The following is a 19,198-nucleotide window of genomic DNA, read 5'->3' on the forward strand; positions in this document are numbered from 1 at the left end:
TCGCCACGTGGCAGGGGTTGGCGCAAAAAACCGCACCAACCCTTCTTTAAAGCGTTTTTGGGTGGGCTAGCGTCAAGGGGTATCCAAAAAGATTTATAAAGACGATAAAGCTGTCTTTACAAATCTTTCTGGACGTCCTCCCCCTGACTTGATTAATGGTTGTTTTATTGATTTAGGTTCAATCCTGATCGGATTCATGAACCTGTTTTAGCGCCATTTTGTGCGCCGATTTCGTTTCCTTTTTCAACATAACCGTCATACATTAGATTCTGTTGACTTTTACCGCCCATAGATAAAACTTGTGGCCTTTCTATTTCTTGTTCGGTTTCTTTAACTTCTGCTGTTTCGGTCTTTTTGGCTTTATAAGGATTGAACGGCAAGCCATCTTTGATATAGCTTAAACAGGTTTTTTTGCTTATTTCCGCAATCTTAGAGCCTTGGTCTGTATAGCAATTACAGCCATTATCACTTTTTACGCAAGCAGAAGGCCAAGGCATGGCGGTTATTGATTTATTCACGCCGTCATATATTGGTGCGGTTTCAGGTCTATCTTCAATTCTCGGCTTGTAGTCATCTTCTGATAGATGTGGCTTCGGCGGTTCAGGAACAGCCGTTTGTGGCGTGTATTGCCCTTCTGCGTTGGTGCCGTTTGCTGTTGGAACAGCAACCGCCCCCACCGCTTCAGGGCTTGAGGCTTGCGCCTCAATTTTGGGCTTTTCCTGTTCTGCCTTCATTATATCTATCCGAGTATTCCAGCTTGAATAGATATACCAACCAGCGGTAATTAATAAGGCAAGGACGGCGGGGAAGATATATACAACACGGCTTAGCTTGGTTTTGATTTTGGTGTGTTCTTCGGCTGATTTATATACACCAAAAGCTTTTTTATTCAACGTATAAACGCTTTTTACAGCAGATGATACGTCTCTTGATGATGTCGGGTCTGCACACCTTTCCCATTCCAACATACGGCGAACGCCTAGATTTGTTTTACCGATATGGCAATGATGGCCAACCAAGGCGCGGACGTTACTATCAATTAATCTAGGATGTTGGGTCAACAAGAAAATATCAATGCCTTTATGGCGGTGCGTTTCAAGTTCGGCCACAAAATCGGGGACTTTTGAACCGCTTGGGCGTGGCCTAAATACGCGCTGACATTCGTCAATAACGAGTATTGCGCCTGTCGGTGCCCATTTGTGCCACGTCTGCATTGTTTCGCCTTCAGGAATAGGCAAATTTGGAATGATTTTTTCATCTACTTCAGGAATGCCGTCAAGATATAAAGGACGGTTTTTTAAGTCTTGACGTGTCATCAAGTCTGAAATCATTTTCAGGGTTTTGCCCGAACCCGGAACACCTGTAATTAAATAAAGCATACGTTACCCTTTTTATTTTTTACTGATAGAAGCTGACAATTTAGAAAGACTTTTAAGCGAAACAACAAAGGCGAAAGTGCCAAAAATCCAGTTCAGACAAACGCCAATTCCTGCGATATAGGCTAGATTCATTGCATCTGAAGGAATACCGCCGATTTGCGTTTGAACGTGTGATAAAAGAAAGCCTTGAATTTCGTTTAGCCCTACATAGCTGACGAATGACAGACCAAGAGCGGTTATAACTTTTCCTGCAACGGTCATTAAAACGCTTGTTATTAATTTGCCCCACATGATTAAAGCTCCTTGACTGCGTTAAAAGCGAAGAATCCGCACATTATGATCGTGCCTAAAATCAATATTGGGCGAAGTAATCGGGCAATATTACAGAAATAGTCATAGGGAATATCAAACGTTCCTAATACTCCTAAACTGAACGTAGGGTTTGCCGGGCAAGTGCCGTTAGTGCTGAATATATCTAGAGGTTTTAATTCTAGGTTGATTGCTTTTTCAGGGATTTCTAAATCTTTATAGTCAGTATCTCCTAGGTCTTTACATGCCGAAGCTTCAGGATGTTTTTCACAAAGGTCTTGCGCGTCTTTGCCATCTTTACCGTCCTTGCCGTCCTTGCCGTCTTTTCCATCAGGCTTATCATCTGGTCTGTCATCAGGTCTATCGTCTGGCTTGTCATCAGGTCTGTCATCGGGTCTGTCATCAGGTTTACTGTCAGGTTTTCCATCAGGTTTTCCATCAGGTTTTCCATCGGGCTTACCGTCAGGATTACCGTTAGGATTTCCATCAGGACTACCGCCAGTATTGCCAGTCGGTGCAGGGCTATTATTAGTCTGTACAGTGGCTTCACTACTTCCGCCAGTAGCAGGATTTGAAAAAGTAACTGTATAGGTCTTTTTGCCTTCGGGCGTTTCGACAGGGCCGATTGTAACGACTGTTCCGGCAGGTACTTTGATATTTTCTTGATATTCGGGTTTGCCTGTGCCTTCTACAAAGGGGGTAGGGTTTGCATCAATTGATGGGGTAGCGATTTGTAGGAATTTTTCTTGATCAAGAACTTCTGTATCTCTCATATATAAAGTAAATGAAATTGGGCTTCTTCCGTCATCGCCTCTTTTAACTGAACAACTGCCACCATTTAAATTAAATTTACATCCATCTAAAAAAAAGTATTGCCAAAATTTGGAATTACTTCTTTTATCCAATGCTATTTTTTCTTTTTCCCAAAAAGGACCTGCCAATTTTTCCATTTGGCCTTTCATTAATTCTTCTGCTTCTCTTTGGCTTTTACCGCCTTTTCTGTAAGCACTTAAAACCGAACTATCTACGCCATAACATGAAACTTTATGTACTACATTATTTTCGTCTCTAACCCAAATACAATTTCTAGCCGGCCATTCTTTTAGGAATTCTTCGCTGACTTCATTCCATTTGTAGCCTTCGCTTTCGAGGTCTCCTTTAACAGCTTGATAGGCTTCGTAAGCCAGCAATGCACCTCCTACATAAACATTAGCTCTAGAAGCTACGAGTTTTGCGCCTTGTTTTACTAAAGCAAATGAACCATTCAGAACGGTTTTTCTTGATACAGAAGCCTCAATAGTCGCATTTACTGTCTGTTTTGATAAATAACCCTCATATCGTGCCTTCATGGCCTCTGTTTGAAATTTTCTATAAGAATTATCTGATACAGAACGCGCCCACGGTTTCTTGTCCCAGTGTTCAGTATGCTGTTTCGTATAAGTAACAGTCTTTGAATTATTAACGTTAATTTCGCCAGCAACAGCAAAACTAGAAGTAAATAAAACTAACAAAGGAATGAGGAATTTATTCATTTTTAACTTTAATCTTATCTAGTTTCTTCTTCTCTATGGATTGGTTCAAATCATGCATGAACTTTTCCATATTTGAATCAGATGGACTTGGTTTATTTGGATTCGTAGTCATTACAAAAATGTCATCATCTCCATTTGATTTATTATTCGTCTTTTTATTCAAAAGGCTATAAATTAACAAAATCAGATAAAAGGCAATCATTAAATATCTAATTTCATTAGGAATGGAAATAATGCCCAAAATGTGCAATGTGAAGAGAATAATCAAAACAAGGTTATAAATTCGAGTAAACATATTTCTAACTTTCGTAAATGTTTCAGAAAATTAGATTCTATGCTTTATGCCTTGTTATGACTACTGAAAACTACGGATTAAGACGTATAAACAGATAGCTACCGCAAAAGGCGGTAACATACCTATAAGAAATTCAATTTCGGGGGTCATTCTTCCTCCTTGTGGCTTATCATGCCTACAACTTTGACGGCAATCACAATTAGAAATAATGAAACCATTATTAAAACAAGCTGATAGCCTAGCTCACGGCCTGCTTGTGCAAATTCGCCAAATTCGCATTGAGGGAACGTAAGTTTTACTGTCTGTTCTTGATACTTCCAAGCTTTACCATCAAAAACGGCGTGATGTAACACGCCGTCTTTGTCAATCGCTGGTGAAACTTGGGTCATCAAGACATTGACGGCTTCTTGTTCGGTTTCGTAACAAATTCGGCCTACTTGATAACCCATGATTACACCTTAAACCGCATTTGCACCGCGTTTACTAATACGGATAACGGCAAATGCAATAGAAATACCTACAACGATGGCGCCCAATGCGATGATTTCGGCTTTGTAACCTGTGATTTCTTGTTTCACGGTGTCCAAAATGCCTTCAGCCATTACAGGTGCAGACATTGCAGAAACGGCAACAGTTGCCAGAGCGTACTTCGCCTTGTTTTTCAGATTTTGGAATTTCATTTTGTTTTCCTTTAGTTAATGTTGAAAAAAGTTTTGCGGTGTTTCGGGGTCAATTCAAGGCACACCGCAAAGCCTTGAATCTTGTTTATGCTTCGTCTGAAAAATAAATGTTGTCTTTAAATGCGCGTGGGAATACTTGCATTGAAACGATTTGCTGTGGCTTATAGCCTTCATATTTTTCAGGATGTTTGGTGCGAACTTCGCAAAGGCGCGTTTCAGTTTCGCTACGGATAATCAGGCCGACATAATGCGTCTTGGTAAATGTGCCGTCTTGGTTTTTGCGTTCACGCGTGAACATTCGATCAAAAGAGGCGATAACAAACATACCTTGTCGGCTTTCTGTTTCTTGTGTCATGTTTTTTCCTTTCTGTTTAAATCAGATTTACGATGGTTTCTCGGTTTTTAAATGCCCATTTTGGGCTTAGGTAATCAGATAAAATGTGGTTGTAATTGTCCTGATGGATTGATTCGTATGGACGCAATTTATAAAGGGGCATGGACTTTAAATAAGAGTCAATGCGATTAATCCATTTCCTTAGCTGTTCTCGCCATTTGCGAGAACCAGCAGATACAAACGAAAAATTACTGTTTGCCATCTTCCAAAGGTGTTTTTTGTCTATAGTCGTTCTTATAAGGCGGAATCCCTTATCTTCAGGTAAACGGCTATCGATATGTTTTGCAATGTATTTGGCAACATATCGGGCAAGGCCTTTACTATTGGTTTTAACCGGCAGTAATTCGGATCGTCCAAAGCCATATTTACCCATGTTTTCACGGAGCAAAACCCAAAGTTGACGAAGGGCTTTATTCGCGCTTGAGTAATTTTTAGCTTGAATTTGGCGGAAATTGAGACCGTTTCTGATGTTTTGTCTTGTGTTCACGATTAAATGAAAGTGAATACGACCGCTTTTCATGCGCTCGTAAACGCAGATATAGTGTTCAAAATGGCGTTTCAGAAAGTTCGTTCTAAGGCTATGAAAACGGCGACTTGCTTCTTTCACGTCTTGAACATCATCAGCAAAAGTCAAAGTTAGGAAACCAACGTTATCAATTCCGAAAGCTTCGATGAATTGATGTACATTCATCTCTAAAGCTGAAGCAGATTTTTTGTGCGAAGTTGAAAATTCGTTTAGGTTTTCATTTGATTTAGCGAATTTTTCCGCATTTACTGGAAATTGTTTTTCCTTGTTTTCCAAAGAGTTTTCAATCTCAATGCAGTTGTTACTATTTAGACAAGGAAGAGCGCGTTCCGCGCTTGCTGAAGCTGAACGGTTCATGCGTTATCCTCCTGATTCATGAAATCAGTAACGCATAACTCGCCATATAAAGAAGCGGTTTCTTCTGTTGCTTTTGGATTTTGGGGATTAGTTACGGGGAAAGCTCGTGTATTAATGAGCTTGGAATAGCCGTTTTTATCGGAGAAAATACGGATGATGTATGCAACTGGGTTTTGTTCCGGTTGCGGTGTGATTGTGTAGAAACAAATTGACATTTTAGACCCCTCTCAAATATCGGTTAAAAATATTTGTCAAGGGGTTTTAACTAAGATTTACGCCCCTTGCTTGAGGCGTAATATATAAGGCCGTCTGAAACATGAAAGGGTTTCAGACGGCCTTTTTGGTCGAAACAAATCATATTTGCCGAATTGATTCGGTAAGCCTTATTGCCGCCGAGCTACCGTTCATCACTCAAATTGGCTATGACTGCCGATTTTGCTTTACAATATCCTTCTTTAATTGATTTCGTTTTACCATCCTGATGACAGAACACATTTCCGCTCCAAGTCCATCTCCTGTCGGCGAAGACTACCTGCTGTTAGGTCAGTACGCCGAACGCGCCTATCTCGAATACGCCATGAGCGTGGTCAAAGGCCGTGCGTTACCTGAAGTTTCAGACGGCCAAAAGCCTGTACAACGACGTATTTTGTTTGCCATGCGCGATATGGGTTTGACGGCGGGGGCGAAGCCGGTGAAGTCGGCGCGCGTGGTCGGCGAGATTTTGGGTAAATACCACCCGCACGGCGACAGTTCCGCCTATGAGGCGATGGTGCGCATGGCGCAGGATTTTACCTTGCGCTATCCCTTAATCGACGGCATCGGCAACTTCGGTTCGCGCGACGGCGACGGGGCGGCGGCGATGCGTTACACCGAAGCGCGGCTGACGCCGATTGCGGAATTGCTGTTGTCCGAAATCAATCAGGGGACGGTGGATTTTGTGCCGAACTACGACGGCGCGTTTGACGAACCGCTGCACCTGCCCGCCCGCCTGCCCATGGTGTTGCTCAACGGTGCATCAGGCATCGCGGTGGGCATGGCGACCGAAATTCCGTCGCACAATTTAAACGAAGTCACGCAGGCGGCGATTGCGCTGTTGAAGAAACCGACGCTGGAAACCGCCGACCTGATGCAATATATCCCCGCGCCCGATTTTGCCGGTGGCGGTCAAATCATCACGCCGGCGGACGAATTGCGCCGGATTTACGAAACCGGCAAGGGCAGCGTGCGCGTGCGTGCGCGTTACGAAATCGAGAAGCTGGCGCGCGGACAATGGCGCGTGATTGTGACCGAACTGCCGCCGAACGCCAATTCTGCCAAAATCCTTGCCGAAATCGAAGAACAAACCAACCCGAAACCGAAAGCGGGTAAAAAGCAGCTGAACCAAGACCAACTTAATACCAAAAAGCTGATGCTGGATTTAATCGACCGCGTGCGCGACGAGTCCGACGGCGAACATCCCGTGCGCCTGGTGTTCGAGCCGAAATCCAGCCGCATCGATACGGATACCTTCATCAACACGCTGATGGCGCAAACTTCGCTGGAAGGCAATGTGTCCATGAACTTGGTGATGATGGGGCTGGACAACCGTCCCGCGCAGAAAAACCTGAAAACAATTTTGCAGGAATGGCTGGATTTCCGCGTCGTTACCGTAACACGCCGTCTGAAATTCCGTTTGAACCAAGTGGAAAAACGGTTGCACATCCTTGAAGGTCGTCTGAAAGTCTTTCTGCACATTGACGAAGTGATTAAAGTCATCCGCGAATCAGACGACCCGAAAGCCGATTTGATGGCGGCGTTCGGGCTGACCGAAATCCAAGCCGAAGACATTTTGGAAATCCGCCTGCGTCAGTTGGCGCGTTTGGAAGGTTTCAAACTCGAAAAAGAATTGAACGAATTGCGCGAGGAACAAGGCCGTCTGAATATCCTTTTGGGCGACGAAAACGAAAAACGCAAGCTGATTATCAAAGAGATGCAGGCGGATATGAAGCAGTTCGGCGACGCGCGCCGCACGCTGGTGGAAGAGGCCGGACGCGCCGTGTTGACGCAAACCACCGCCGACGAACCCATCACGCTGATTCTGTCGGAAAAAGGCTGGATACGCAGCCGTGCCGGACACAACCTTGATTTGAGCCAGACAGCGTTCAAAGAAGGCGACCGCCTCAAACAAACCCTTGAAGGCCGCACTGTTTTGCCCGTCGTCATTCTCGACTCATTGGGCAGAACTTACACCCTCGATGCTGCCGAAATCCCTGGCGGACGCGGCGACGGCGTGCCGGTTTCATCCTTAATCGAGCTGCAAAACGGCGCAAAACCTGTCGCCATGCTTACCGGCCAGCCCGAACAGCATTACTTGCTCTCAGGCAGCGGCGGCTACGGCTTTATTACCAAGTTGGCCGATATGGTCGGACGCGTGAAAGCGGGCAAAGTAGTGATGACCGTGGACAGCAGTGAAACCGTCCTGCCTCCGGTTGCCGTCTATGCTTCTTCGCTCATCAATCCCGACTGCAAAATCGTACTGGCCAGCAGCGACCACCGTCTCTTGGCGTTTTCCATCGGCGAGCTCAAAGTCATGCCCAAAGGGCGCGGTTTGCAGCTGATGTCGCTGACCGACGGCGCGTCTTTGGAACACATTATGGTAACGACTGCTCCTGAATTTACCGTTGTATCGGTCGGCCGGCGCGGCGCCGAGCATCAGGAAAAACTGCGGATTGCCGATATTGACGGCAAGCGCGGTAAAAAAGGCAAAGTATTGGAAATATCAGGCCGTCTGAAAAGTTTGTCTTAAGGCAAAAACCAATATATTCAAATAAATTAAATTTACTACGACATTGCATGAAAATAAAAAAGGTTCACTTATGAACAGAGCCAATCTTCAAGAGCTGGGTAATCTGAGGGAGCGGATTCCCGGCGTCATCAACATCGCCCGAATAGCCATCGTCTTGCCGCTTTTGGTTTTGCACGCTTTCGGCAGCTACACGGGCGGCAATCTGATTGGCGTTTCGTTGCCGGCGGTTGAGTTTTATATCTGGATAACGCTGTATTTCTTCCTGATTATGCTCTCCGTGCTCCGCCCGGGCTGGCAGTGGCAATCCTTGGATTTGCCCAACGCCAGCGCCGTGGTCGACATCACCATGATCATGGTTTTAGTGTATATCTCCGGCGGTACGGCTTCCGGTTTCGGGATTTTGGTTTTGCCGTTTGTCGCCACGTCGTGTCTGCTCAGTTATGGCCATTATCCCATGCTGTACGCAGGCTATACGGCAATGCTGTTTATTTTGAACCTGTTTTTAGACGGCAGTATGCGTTTCGATTCGTTTAATTGGGACGCAAAATCAGTGGCAAATTCTTTAATGCTGATCGGCGCCAGCTATCTGGTGGCAATGCTGACCTCGTTTGCCGCCCGTTATCTCGAACAGGCCACAGAGTCCGCCAGCCGCCATCAATTGGCCTACCGCCGTATCAGCGGCCTGAACCATTTGGTTTTAAACCGCGTACAGGAAGCGGTGGTGGTGATTGATGCGACCCAGCGCGTGTGGCTGTTTAACAAACAGGCAAAAATCTATTTTCCCAGCCTGATTATCGATCAGCAGGAAATCGTGTTTGGCGAACTGGTGGCCCGATGGCAGCGCCAACCCGACAAGCCTTTTGAAACCGATATCCATATTTTCCAACACGCCATGCACGTCCGAGCCGTACCGCTGATTCAGGAGCAAACCGAGCTGCTGATGTTGTATGTCCGCTCATTGCGTGAAGTGGCTGCGGAAGCCATGTCCACCAAGCTGACTTCGCTCGGTCAATTGACTGCCAACCTTGCCCACGAAATCCGCAACCCGATGTCCGCCATCCGCCATGCCAGCGATTTGTTGCAGGAAGGCGACGAGGCAGATCCGCTCAAGGCCAAGCTGTACAACATCATCGACAGCAATATCCAACGTATCGACAAAATGTTGGAAGACGTATCCCTGATTAACAAACGCGACAACATCAGCCGCCAGCCGATTAATCTGATGAAATTCTGGTTGGAATTCAAGCAGGAATTTACCTTGAACAATCCCGATGCCATTGGCTGTCTGCGCATGAATATGGACGGCAACAACCTGACTGTATTGGTCGATCCCATGCACTTGCAGCAAGTGATGTGGAACTTGTGCAACAATGCTTGGCGACACAGCCGTCAGGACGAAAACGCCATTACCGTCCTGATCCGCCCCAGCGGCAGGATGCATATTTCCATCGTCGTGGCGGACAACGGCAAAGGCGTGCCGCCGGATGTGCGAAACCATCTGTTCGAGCCGTTTTACACCACCGAAAAACAAGGCACCGGTTTGGGGCTTTACGTCGCACGCGAGTTGGCACACGCCAATATGGGACAGCTGCATTATCACCCTGAAATGAACGGGTTTGAACTGATTTTACCGAAGGAGCAAGCGCAGGATGAATAAATTGCAAGAGCCGGTTTTGGTTGTCGATGACGAGGCAGACATCCGCGACCTGATGGAAATGACCCTGATGAAAATGGGTCTGCGCGTCGATACTGCGGCGGGTGTTGAAGAAGCCAAAGACAAGCTGGACAACAACGATTATTCGCTGGTGTTGACCGATATGCGTATGCCCGACGGCTCCGGCCTCGAGGTGGTCCAATACATCGACGAGTTGATGCTCGACACGCCCGTTGCCGTGATTACGGCTTTCGGCAATGCCGACCAAGCCGTTGAAGCCTTGAAAGCAGGCGCGTTTGACTATCTGCAAAAACCGATTACGCTGTCGCAACTGCGTTCGTTGGTGAAATCGGCCGTATCGGTTTCAGACAATACCAACGAACCCACGCCGTCTGAAAAAGTCAAATCTCAGCCTGCGCCTGTTTCTGCCGCCCTGTATAAACCCGAACCCCAGCCGGTCAAGCCTGTTGTTACGACGCCCAAGAGCGTACAGAGCGAATTTAACCGGCCTTTGACTGTTCCGGAAGGGCTCAATTCCTTAAAAGAGCGGTTTTCAACCGGCAACATCAATCCTGCTTTGCAAGAAGAGCCTATCCTGAAAGGCGACGACGATATGCCGCGCCTGTTGGGTACTTCGCCGCAAATGGTTGAAGTACGCCACCTGATTCGCAGATTGGCACGTAGCCTTGTTCCCGTTTATATTTCCGGCGAATCCGGTACCGGTAAAGAGCAGGCGGCGCGCACGATTCACGAGCTGTCCGACCGCTCCGACAAACCGTTTATTGCCGTCAACTGTGGTGCGATTCCTGAAAATCTGATGGAAAGCGAATTCTTCGGCTACAAAAAAGGCAGCTTTACCGGCGCGGATCAAGACCGTCTCGGCTTCTTCCAACACGCCGACGGCGGTACTTTGTTTCTCGACGAAGTTGCCGATTTGCCGCTTGCCATGCAGGTCAAACTCCTGCGCGCCATCCAAGAAAAAGCCGTGCGCCGTATCGGCGATGCGCGGGAAACCTTTGTGGACGTACGCATTATTTGTGCAACCCATAAAAACCTCGAAGCCTTGGTTGAAAGCGGCGCATTCCGCCAGGACTTGTATTACCGCCTCAACGTAGTTTCCCTGCACATGCCGCCTTTACGCGAAATGCGCGAAGACTTGGGCGCGCTGATTCTGTATTTGCTGTACAAACACCGTCACGGCAATCAAACCTACAAACTCAGCCCGAAAGCCCAAGAAGCCCTGCTGCATTACAGCTATCCCGGCAACTTCCGCGAGCTGGAGAATATCCTTGAACGCGCCGTTGCACTGACGGTCGGCCAAGTGATACAAGTGGACGACTTGCAGATTCAAAACGCCCCGCAGGCCAAAGCCGATCGCAGCAGCCTTTCTTTTGACGACATCGCCGAACCTGACGCGCGCGAAACCACGCTCAATCACAGCCCCATTCCGCCGTTTGATCCGCGCACCATGCAGATACAGGATTACCTCGACCAAGTGGAACGCAGCATCATCGAGCAGGCCTTGCAGCAAACCCGTTACAACCGTACCCAAGCCGCCAAACTTTTGGGCATCAGCTTCCGCTCCATGCGCTACCGCATGGAACGCTTGGACATCAATTAAAACGTTCAGACGGCGCAAGTTTTCAAGGCCGTCTGAAACATAAGCCTTATGTACAAGATTTATTTTGACGAAACCGCATCTGCCGAACTTCGCAGCCTTGCCGCGCCTTTCGGGCTGACCGTTATCGACCGGCAGCCTGAAGCAGGCAGTTTCCTTATTGCTGACGAAAGCGGCATCAGTTTATGCCGTGCCGGTGAAAAAGGCCGTGTCCGCGTTGATTTTGATGGCGGTGCCGCCCATTACCGGCGCACTAAAGGCGGCGGCGAGCTGATTGCCAAAGCCGTCAACCATACTGCGCAACCGACTGTCTGGGACGCTACCGGCGGGCTGGGGCGCGACAGCTTCGTACTTGCCTCGTTGGGTTTGAATGTACACACTTTTGAACAAAATCCTGCGGTTGCCTGTCTACTTTCAGACGGCCTCAACAGGGCGGGGCAAAGTGAAGAAACACGGGAGATTGCCCGGCGAATTACTTTGCACTTTGGCAATGCCGTTGATTTGATGCAGGAATTATCTACGCAAAACGGCAGGCCCGATGTAGTGTATCTCGACCCGATGTACCCGGAACGCCGCAAAACCGCCGCCGTGAAAAAAGAAATGGCTTACTTTCACGACTTGGTCGGCGCGGCACAAGACGAAGCCGAGTTGTTGGATGCGGCATTGGATACCGCCAAAAAGCGCATTGTCGTCAAACGCCCGCGCTTGGGCGAATTTCTCGATGGACGCAAACCGGCATATCAATACACCGGCAAAAGTACGCGTTTTGACGTTTACCTTCCGACAAGGCCGTCTGAAGACTAGAAGCAAATTTGCAACATATCAAAAGAAGCCGCCGACGTTATCAGCGCGGCGGCAAAGTGTGCTATAAATACCTTTTCCCAAACTTCATTGGAGCAAACAATCATGGAATTAGTATTCATCCGTCACGGACAAAGCGAATGGAACGCGAAAAACCTTTTCACAGGCTGGCGCGACGTTAAGTTGAGCGAGCAAGGTTTGGCAGAAGCCGCCGCAGCAGGTAAAAAGCTGAAAGAAAAAGGCTATGAATTCGACATCGCCTTTACTTCCGTCCTGACCCGTGCCATCAAAACCTGCAACATCGTTTTGGAAGAATCCGACCAACTGTTTGTTCCGCAAATCAAATCATGGCGTTTGAATGAGCGCCACTACGGCCAGCTGCAAGGTTTGGATAAAAAACAAACCGCAGAAAAATACGGCGACGAGCAAGTCCACATCTGGCGCCGCAGCTACGACACCCTGCCTCCGCTGCTTGATCCTAAAGACCCGCATTCCGCGCACAATGACCGCCGCTATGCCAACCTGCCTAGCGATGTTATTCCCGATGGCGAAAACCTCAAAGTTACCCTCGAGCGCGTCCTGCCTTTCTGGGAAGACCAAATCGCTCCGGCCATCCTGAGCGGCAAACGTGTTTTGGTTGCGGCACACGGCAACTCCCTGCGTGCGTTGGCCAAACACATCGAAGGCATTTCAGACGAAGACATCATGGGCTTGGAAATCCCGACCGGCCAGCCGCTGGTGTACAAATTGGATGAAAACCTGAAAGTGGTTGAGAAATTCTACCTGTAAGGTAAAGGGAAAAAGGACGTGGCGGACACGTCCTTTTTTGTATTTGTCTGTTTGAGGCCGTCTGAAAGCAATTGATGGCGGACGAAATGAAAAAAGGACGCGTAAAGCGTCCTTGATGGAGATTAAACCCGGTATTACTGGTTTTTCTCGATGACTTCTTTGAGGTGGGGCATAGGGCTGTAACCGCTTTGGCTGCGGCCGTTAGGGAAGACCAGGGTCGGCGTGCCGTTGAAGCCGAATTGTTCGCCCAATGAAGTGGTTTCCGCAACAGGGTTTTCGCAGTTTGCTTTGCCGCTTGGGAGTTTGCCTTTGCGCATCCAGTCGGTCCATGCCTGAGTCGGATTAGGTTGGCACCACAACAGCTCGGCTTTGCGCGCGGCATCAGGGTGCAGGCTCGGAATCGGCATCATGAAGGTGTAAATCGTGATGTCGGTCATTTTTTCAAATTCATGCTCCAAGCGTTTGCAGAACGGGCAGTCCGGATCGGAGAAAACGGCGACTTTCAGTTTGCCGTTGCCGCGCACTTCTTTGATGGCTTTGTCCAAAGGCAGGGAAGCGAAGTCGATTTTGTTCAAATCGGCGGCGCGTTCTTCAGTCAGGCTTTGGCGTGTGTTGACGTTGATGAGGTCGCCGACGAGCATATAGTCGCCTTTGGCGTCGGTATAGATGATTTGTTTGCCGCTGACGACAACTTCGTAAATGCCTTTAATCGGTGTTTCACTGACGCTCAAAACTTTCAAATCTTGGGCGGCATAGACTTTTTCCAAACGCGCTTTCAAAGAAGCGGCAACGGATTTGTCGGCAGGCGCTTCCGTTTTGGCAGCCGGCGCAGGCGCGGCGTTGGCGTTGGATACGGCAGGTTGACCGCATGCCAACAAAGGAAGGACGGCAAACGGTGTTAATATTTTGATTAACTTGGTTTTCATGCGAGAGACTTGAGTGTGTTAAAAGTAAGGCATTGTATCAAACCTCTGTCATGCCTGCATTGTATTGAGGCTCAATTTATCGTCTGAAAATAGCTTTCGGCTGTTAAAATACGAAAAAATGATTTGATTGTTTGTATGATTTACCACCGCATTGCTGTGAACGTGCCGCTTTCAGACGGCCTTTTGACTTATTCGCATTCCGAGCCGCTTCCTCCGGGAACGCGGGTGCTTGTGCCTTTCCGCAATAAAACCGTGGTCGGGATTGTGTGGGAAACGGATATTGCGCCCGATATGGATACGGCGCGGATTTTGAGCGTTCAGACGGCCTTTGTGGAAGAAAAGCCGTTGCCTCAAAGCTGGCGTGATTTGTTGGCGTTTACGTCGCGTTATTACCACTATCCGACCGGGCAGGCTGTATTTGCCGCGCTGCCGCAGGGTTTGAAGGAAACGCGCGCAGTGGAAATGCCGCAGCCACCGTTGTTTTATGCTTTGAACGAAGCAGGCAGGGCGCAAACACCGCCACCGACGCGGTTCAACAAAAAAGTGGCTTTGTGGGACGCGCTGCTGTCGGGCGGAATGACGATGGCAGCGTTGAAGCAGGTGAACGCGCAGGCGGCGAAATTAATTGAAGATTGGGCGGAACAGGGCTGGATTGAAACGACGGAAGCGGCAAAGCCTATATTGAGGCCGTACCACGGGCAGGCTTCGCACTCTAAATTTGTGTTGAATGCCGACCAACAGAAGGCTTCCGATGAAATTCAGACGGCCTTTGGCAAATTCCAGCCGTTTTTGCTGTACGGTATTACCGGCAGCGGCAAGACCGAGGTGTATTTCGATGCGATGGCAAAAGTGTTGGCGCAGGGGCGGCAGGTGTTGTTTTTGTTGCCCGAAATCAACCTCACGCCGCAGCTTTTGAAACGGGTGGAAAACCGTTTTGCCGACGTACCGATCGCCGTGTTGCACAGCCAGATGGCGGCAGGCCGGCGCACGCAGGATTATTTGCGCGCGATGTTGGGGCAGGCGAAGCTGGTGATAGGCACGCGGCTGGCGGTGTTCACGCCGATGGATGATGTCGGCCTGATTGTGGTCGATGAGGAACACGACGGCTCGTTCAAACAAGACAACGAATTGCGCTACCACGCCCGCGATTTGGCGGTGTGGCGGGCGAAGCAGAGCGGCTGTCCGATTATATTGGGCAGTGCTACGCCCAGCTTGGAGAGCTGGCACAAGGCGCAAAGCGGCGCGTACCGCCTGCTGCAACTGACTGAGCGCGCCCATACCGCCGCGCAACTGCCGCAAGTAGAAATACTTAATGTAGGCCGTCTGAAACTCGACAACGGCTTCTCGCCGCAAGCCTTGCAGCTTTTGAAACAGAACTTCGAAGCGGGCGGTATGTCGCTGGTGTACCTCAACCGTCGCGGCTTCGCGCCCGCACTGTTTTGCGGCGACTGCGGCCATACCTTCGGTTGTCCGAACTGCTCCGCCAAAATGGTGCTGCACCAACGCGCCCGCCAACTGCGCTGCCACCATTGCGACCACCGCGAACCCATCCCGTTCAAATGCCCCGACTGCGGCAACCAAGACCTGACCGCCGTCGGCCACGGCACGCAGCGCGTCGAAGAAACCCTGCGCACCTTCCTGCCCAAGGCCGCCGTCGTCCGTGTCGACAGGGACAGCACCGCGCACAAAAACGACTGGGCGGATTTGTACCGCCGCATCGCCGACAACGAAATCGATATTCTGGTCGGCACGCAGATGCTCGCCAAAGGCCATGATTTCGCGCGGCTCAACCTCGTGATCGTGTTGAACGCCGACGGCAGTCTGTACAGCGCGGACTTTCGCGCGCCGGAAAGGCTGTTTGCCGAGCTGATGCAAGTGTCCGGCAGGGCGGGGCGCGCCGACAAACCCGGCAAGGTGCTGATACAGACCCAACTGCCCGAACATCCCGTCTTCGCCGCCGTCAAAGCGCAGGACTACGCCGTGTTTGCCGAAAACGAATTGAACGAGCGGCAAATGTTTGCCATGCCGCCCTTCGGTTTCCAAACCGCCATCCGCGCCGACGCGCCGCGCGTTGCCGATGCGATGGAATTTCTCAACGCCGCCAAAGAAACCCTCGCCCCGCTTTTGCCCGAAAGCGTCTCCCAGTTCGGCGCCGCCCCCATGCTGATGGTGCGACTTGCCGAACGTGAACGTGCGCAAATCTTTCTCGAATCGACATCGCGACAGGATTTGCACCGCGCCGTGAGTTTGTGGGTGCAGGTGTTGCAGCAAAACCGTGACGGCAAAATCCGATGGTCGGTGGATGTAGATGTGCAAGAGGCTTGATTGGAATGATGCAATCAATATAAATATAAAAGGCCGTCTGAAAATCTGTTTTTCAGACGGCCTTAAGTTTTGAAATCAGTTTAGAAGAATTTTGCAGCGATATAGCCGAGAGCAAGCAGGCTCAAAACGGCGAATACGATGGCCATTGTAAGCAGAAACTGTGTTTTCTTCCTCGCTGCCAGCGCGGCCAGCTCAGGATTTTGGCCTAACTCTTCGCGTAGTTGGGATTCCAATTCGGCGCGGATTTTTTTGCGCAGTTTTTTCTCTTCCTGCTCGCGTTCGTATTTGAGCTTGTGGGCAATTTCGGTTTGTTTTTTGTGCTCGAAAGAGATTTTTTCCTGCCATTCAATGCGCTTGCGCTGGATGGCCAGCTCATTTTTTTCTGTCAAATCAAAGTGGCAGGTCTTACATTCTTGTGCATCGAGTTCGTCAATAATCGTCATGCAGACGGGGCATTGGATGGGGTCGGGGATATTGACTGCCGAAACGGGTTCTTCTTCGAGCGCTTCCAATTCCATGGCCTGACGGACAATGACGTCCAAACCCAAATAGCTGAAGTAATGCTGCGCATTTTCGCGCTCGTCTTGCGTGCATTTTTCGGCCACAATGGCTTGTGGACGCTCTGCCAAGGCTTGAATCAGGCTCTCGGCTTCGTTTTCGGGCAGGTTGTCATACAGGCAGGCATGGATGCGCTCCTTATCCGTGTTCGGCGGATAAGAAACATATACGTCGAAAAATTTTTCTTGTTTGCTCATTGATATCCCATGAATATTTCGACTGCGTCAACCCAATGGGTTGGGCCTGAGGTTTTGTTATTGTGTTTGAGCTGTTTTGGCTTGAGATGCAGGCAAAAACAGAGGCCGCAGTCTGAGGCAGACCGGATAGGGGATGCCTTCGTGTCGTTAATCGGCTGGACAATGATTTTTTATTTATATGGCAATATTCATGTCCAATGTTATGTCTATTGTAGAGTAAATATTCACGCCCGATATTATTATTATAAGATAAATCCAATATTGTTTAAAATAAATTCACACAAAAGGCCGTCTGAAGATACAGACGGCCTGTTTTTCATGAAGAAACGGATTGTTTATACGGAGAAGGACGAGCCGCAACCGCAAGTCGTTTCGGCATTCGGATTGCGGATGACGAATTGAGAACCTTGCAGGCTTTCGGTGTAGTCGATTTCCGCACCGACCAGATATTGGTAGCTCATCGGGTCAACTAAGAACGTCAGGCCGTTTTTCTGGATTTCAAAATCGTCGTCGTTTTTGATTTCATCAAAGGTAAAACCATATTGGAAGCCGGAGCAACCGCCACCGTTGACGAATACGCGCAATTTCAGGTCGGGATTGTTCTCTTCGGCAATCAGGTCGGCAACTTTGGTGCAGCAGCTGTCAGTAAAGATAATAGGGCTTTCGTCTGACATGATGTGATTCCTTTTATATGAATGTTTTTACTATTGTCGCGCAAACCGTTGGCCAAAGCAAGTTTGTGCAGACAGGTCTGCCAGCTTACATGGAGGGCATGGCAGAAATTTCAAGTGCCAGTATGTCAGATTTAGATGCTTCTGCCAAACCATTCGACTCGGCCGATGATGGCAACGTCGTCGGTCGGGTTTTTCAGGTCGATTTCAAAAGTAGGGTAGGCTTCATTGGCGGAAATGACGTTGACGATGCCGCCGGGTATCAGTTGCAGGCGTTTGACCAGAAGGTTTTCGTTGAGGCGCAAAACATAGAGTCCGTCGCGCGGCGTGGTTTGGCCGTGGTTGATGAGGATGGTGTCGCCATCATTCAGCACGCCTTCCATCGAGTCGCCTTTGACTGAGATAACGGAAAGGTTTTTGATGTCGCGCGTCACATAATTTTCTATCCAATAGCGTCGGAACGCCATGGCAAACATGGGCTGCTCATCGCCGACGAGCTGACCGTGTCCGGCCGCGGCTTGGATGTCGTAACGCGGTACGAAGACAAATTCGTCTATATCGACAGGGTTGCCCAGCGTATCTGTTGCCGTGGCTTTCGGGGCTTCGGAATCGGGGAAAGGGGAACCTTCTCCTGTTAAAAGCCAGTCTATGCTGCAGCCTTTAAGTTGTTTGATTTTTTTTAGCGTTTCCGATTTCGGCAGGCCGCCTTCGTTCCAGATACGGCTGAATCCGGCGATGGTCATATCGATGTCGGCGGCGATTTTGGCTTGGCGGGCTTCATCTTTCCATAAGAAAGCCAGGCGGTCTTTAAAGGTATCCATGTTTATGCCTTTATGGAGGTATGTTTTTTATATGGTTTGGACGATTTGAGTGTATTTTACCTTAGTTTTTATAAAATTGTAAGAAAAAAATTACTTAATCTAAGAAAAAGTATTGCATATTTTATTTTTCCTTAGTATTATTCGTTTTGTCTTAGATAAATCGATATTTCTAATTTTCTATTCGATTTTTCTTAGTTTAGTTTTATTTGGTTTAGTTTTTCTGATTTAAACCTGCTATGTGATTATGATGAGAGGTGTGAAATGACTCGTTCGCGTAAAAATATTTTTTGGGTGCTGCTGGCGTTGGTGCTGGGTTTTTTTGCCCTGCCTTTCGGATCTTCGGAAGCGCATGAAGCGGACGGTAATCTGACGGCTTCGGAATGCGAACGCTTGGGCAGTTTGAGTCTGGATCAGATGGACGGCAGGCTGCTTGCCTTCGCCAAAGAATGCGATATGGTGGAGGCTACCCACGATTGGGAGCAACAGTACGGCAACTTGAATGAAGAAGAAATGCTTGCCGGCGTGGTGTATGAGTGATGTTTGCGTATGAATTAATAAAGGCCGTCTGAAAACCATTGTTT

18 protein-coding genes are annotated in these 19,198 nt (G+C 48.7%); 7 read left to right on the forward strand and 11 right to left on the reverse strand.

What is annotated here, in order from left to right; all coding sequences use genetic code 11:
• Window positions 1-194 precede the first annotated feature (194 nt).
• From HMPREF2661_RS10420 to HMPREF2661_RS10455, 7 genes are all read right to left on the reverse strand, one after another.
• Complete coding sequence (locus tag HMPREF2661_RS10420; protein ID WP_070823737.1) at window positions 195-1,379, reverse strand: zonular occludens toxin family protein; 1,185 nt, start codon at window positions 1,377-1,379, stop codon at window positions 195-197.
• A 12-nt stretch (window positions 1,380-1,391) separates the two neighbouring features.
• A complete protein-coding gene (locus HMPREF2661_RS10425) occupies window positions 1,392-1,670 on the reverse strand; it encodes a DUF2523 domain-containing protein (RefSeq protein ID WP_070823738.1) in 279 nt (92 codons plus the stop codon).
• Between the two features lie 2 nt (window positions 1,671-1,672).
• A complete protein-coding gene (locus HMPREF2661_RS10430; protein WP_070823739.1) occupies window positions 1,673-3,220 on the reverse strand; it encodes an IgG-binding virulence factor TspB family protein in 1,548 nt (515 codons plus the stop codon).
• 441 nt (window positions 3,221-3,661) lie between these two features.
• Window positions 3,662-3,964 (reverse strand): hypothetical protein, encoded by a 303-nt coding sequence (locus tag HMPREF2661_RS10440; RefSeq protein WP_070823741.1) that lies wholly within the window; start codon window positions 3,962-3,964, stop codon window positions 3,662-3,664.
• A gap of 9 nt (window positions 3,965-3,973) precedes the next feature.
• A complete protein-coding gene (locus tag HMPREF2661_RS10445) occupies window positions 3,974-4,195 on the reverse strand; it encodes a hypothetical protein (RefSeq protein ID WP_070823742.1) in 222 nt (73 codons plus the stop codon).
• Window positions 4,196-4,280: 85 nt separating this feature from the next.
• On the reverse strand, window positions 4,281-4,550 hold the full coding sequence (locus HMPREF2661_RS10450) for a hypothetical protein (protein WP_070823743.1): 270 nt from the start codon (window positions 4,548-4,550) through the stop codon (window positions 4,281-4,283).
• 16 nt (window positions 4,551-4,566) lie between these two features.
• Window positions 4,567-5,472 (reverse strand): rolling circle replication-associated protein, encoded by a 906-nt coding sequence (locus HMPREF2661_RS10455; protein ID WP_070823744.1) that lies wholly within the window; start codon window positions 5,470-5,472, stop codon window positions 4,567-4,569.
• A gap of 481 nt (window positions 5,473-5,953) precedes the next feature.
• Here HMPREF2661_RS10455 and parC point away from each other — a divergent pair, with 481 nt between their 5' ends.
• The 5 genes from parC (at window position 5,954) to HMPREF2661_RS10480 (ending at window position 13,119) form a co-directional block, all read left to right on the forward strand.
• Window positions 5,954-8,257 (forward strand): DNA topoisomerase IV subunit A, encoded by a 2,304-nt coding sequence (gene parC / locus HMPREF2661_RS10460; protein WP_070823745.1) that lies wholly within the window; start codon window positions 5,954-5,956, stop codon window positions 8,255-8,257.
• Between the two features lie 70 nt (window positions 8,258-8,327).
• Window positions 8,328-9,914 carry a two-component system sensor histidine kinase NtrB gene (locus HMPREF2661_RS10465; protein ID WP_036493354.1) on the forward strand — a complete coding sequence of 529 codons (1,587 nt, stop codon included), beginning with the start codon at window positions 8,328-8,330 and terminating at the stop codon, window positions 9,912-9,914.
• Window positions 9,907-11,532 (forward strand): sigma-54-dependent transcriptional regulator, encoded by a 1,626-nt coding sequence (locus HMPREF2661_RS10470; protein ID WP_070823746.1) that lies wholly within the window; start codon window positions 9,907-9,909, stop codon window positions 11,530-11,532. The genes HMPREF2661_RS10465 and HMPREF2661_RS10470 overlap by 8 nt, the downstream gene beginning before the upstream one ends.
• 48 nt (window positions 11,533-11,580) lie before the next feature.
• Window positions 11,581-12,333, forward strand: coding sequence for a class I SAM-dependent methyltransferase (locus HMPREF2661_RS10475; protein ID WP_070823747.1), 753 nt, complete (start codon window positions 11,581-11,583; stop codon window positions 12,331-12,333).
• Window positions 12,334-12,435: 102 nt separating this feature from the next.
• A complete protein-coding gene (locus HMPREF2661_RS10480; protein WP_036493345.1) occupies window positions 12,436-13,119 on the forward strand; it encodes a 2,3-diphosphoglycerate-dependent phosphoglycerate mutase in 684 nt (227 codons plus the stop codon).
• Window positions 13,120-13,253: 134 nt separating this feature from the next.
• On the opposite strand, the gene HMPREF2661_RS10485 is transcribed toward HMPREF2661_RS10480, so the two are convergent.
• Entirely contained in the window at window positions 13,254-14,045 is a 792-nt protein-coding gene (locus HMPREF2661_RS10485; protein WP_070823748.1) for a DsbC family protein, read from the reverse strand.
• Between the two features lie 135 nt (window positions 14,046-14,180).
• Here HMPREF2661_RS10485 and HMPREF2661_RS10490 point away from each other — a divergent pair, with 135 nt between their 5' ends.
• Window positions 14,181-16,370, forward strand: coding sequence for a primosomal protein N' (locus tag HMPREF2661_RS10490; protein WP_070823749.1), 2,190 nt, complete (start codon window positions 14,181-14,183; stop codon window positions 16,368-16,370).
• Between the two features lie 80 nt (window positions 16,371-16,450).
• Here HMPREF2661_RS10490 and HMPREF2661_RS10495 read toward each other — a convergent pair whose 3' ends face one another.
• From HMPREF2661_RS10495 to HMPREF2661_RS10505, 3 genes are all read right to left on the reverse strand, one after another.
• On the reverse strand, window positions 16,451-17,125 hold the full coding sequence (locus HMPREF2661_RS10495) for a hypothetical protein (protein ID WP_070823750.1): 675 nt from the start codon (window positions 17,123-17,125) through the stop codon (window positions 16,451-16,453).
• Between the two features lie 335 nt (window positions 17,126-17,460).
• The gene (gene erpA / locus HMPREF2661_RS10500; protein WP_003680162.1) at window positions 17,461-17,799 is read right to left on the reverse strand and encodes an iron-sulfur cluster insertion protein ErpA; all 339 of its coding nucleotides are present in this window, start codon (window positions 17,797-17,799) and stop codon (window positions 17,461-17,463) included.
• Window positions 17,800-17,930: 131 nt separating this feature from the next.
• Entirely contained in the window at window positions 17,931-18,617 is a 687-nt protein-coding gene (locus HMPREF2661_RS10505; protein WP_003680158.1) for a S24 family peptidase, read from the reverse strand.
• 261 nt (window positions 18,618-18,878) lie between these two features.
• Between HMPREF2661_RS10505 and HMPREF2661_RS10510 the strand changes: the two genes are divergently transcribed.
• On the forward strand, window positions 18,879-19,154 hold the full coding sequence (locus HMPREF2661_RS10510; RefSeq protein ID WP_003748371.1) for a hypothetical protein: 276 nt from the start codon (window positions 18,879-18,881) through the stop codon (window positions 19,152-19,154).
• Window positions 19,155-19,198: the final 44 nt, after the last annotated feature.

Source organism: Neisseria sp. HMSC061B04, from assembly GCF_001836705.1.
In the GTDB taxonomy this organism is placed as follows: domain Bacteria; phylum Pseudomonadota; class Gammaproteobacteria; order Burkholderiales; family Neisseriaceae; genus Neisseria.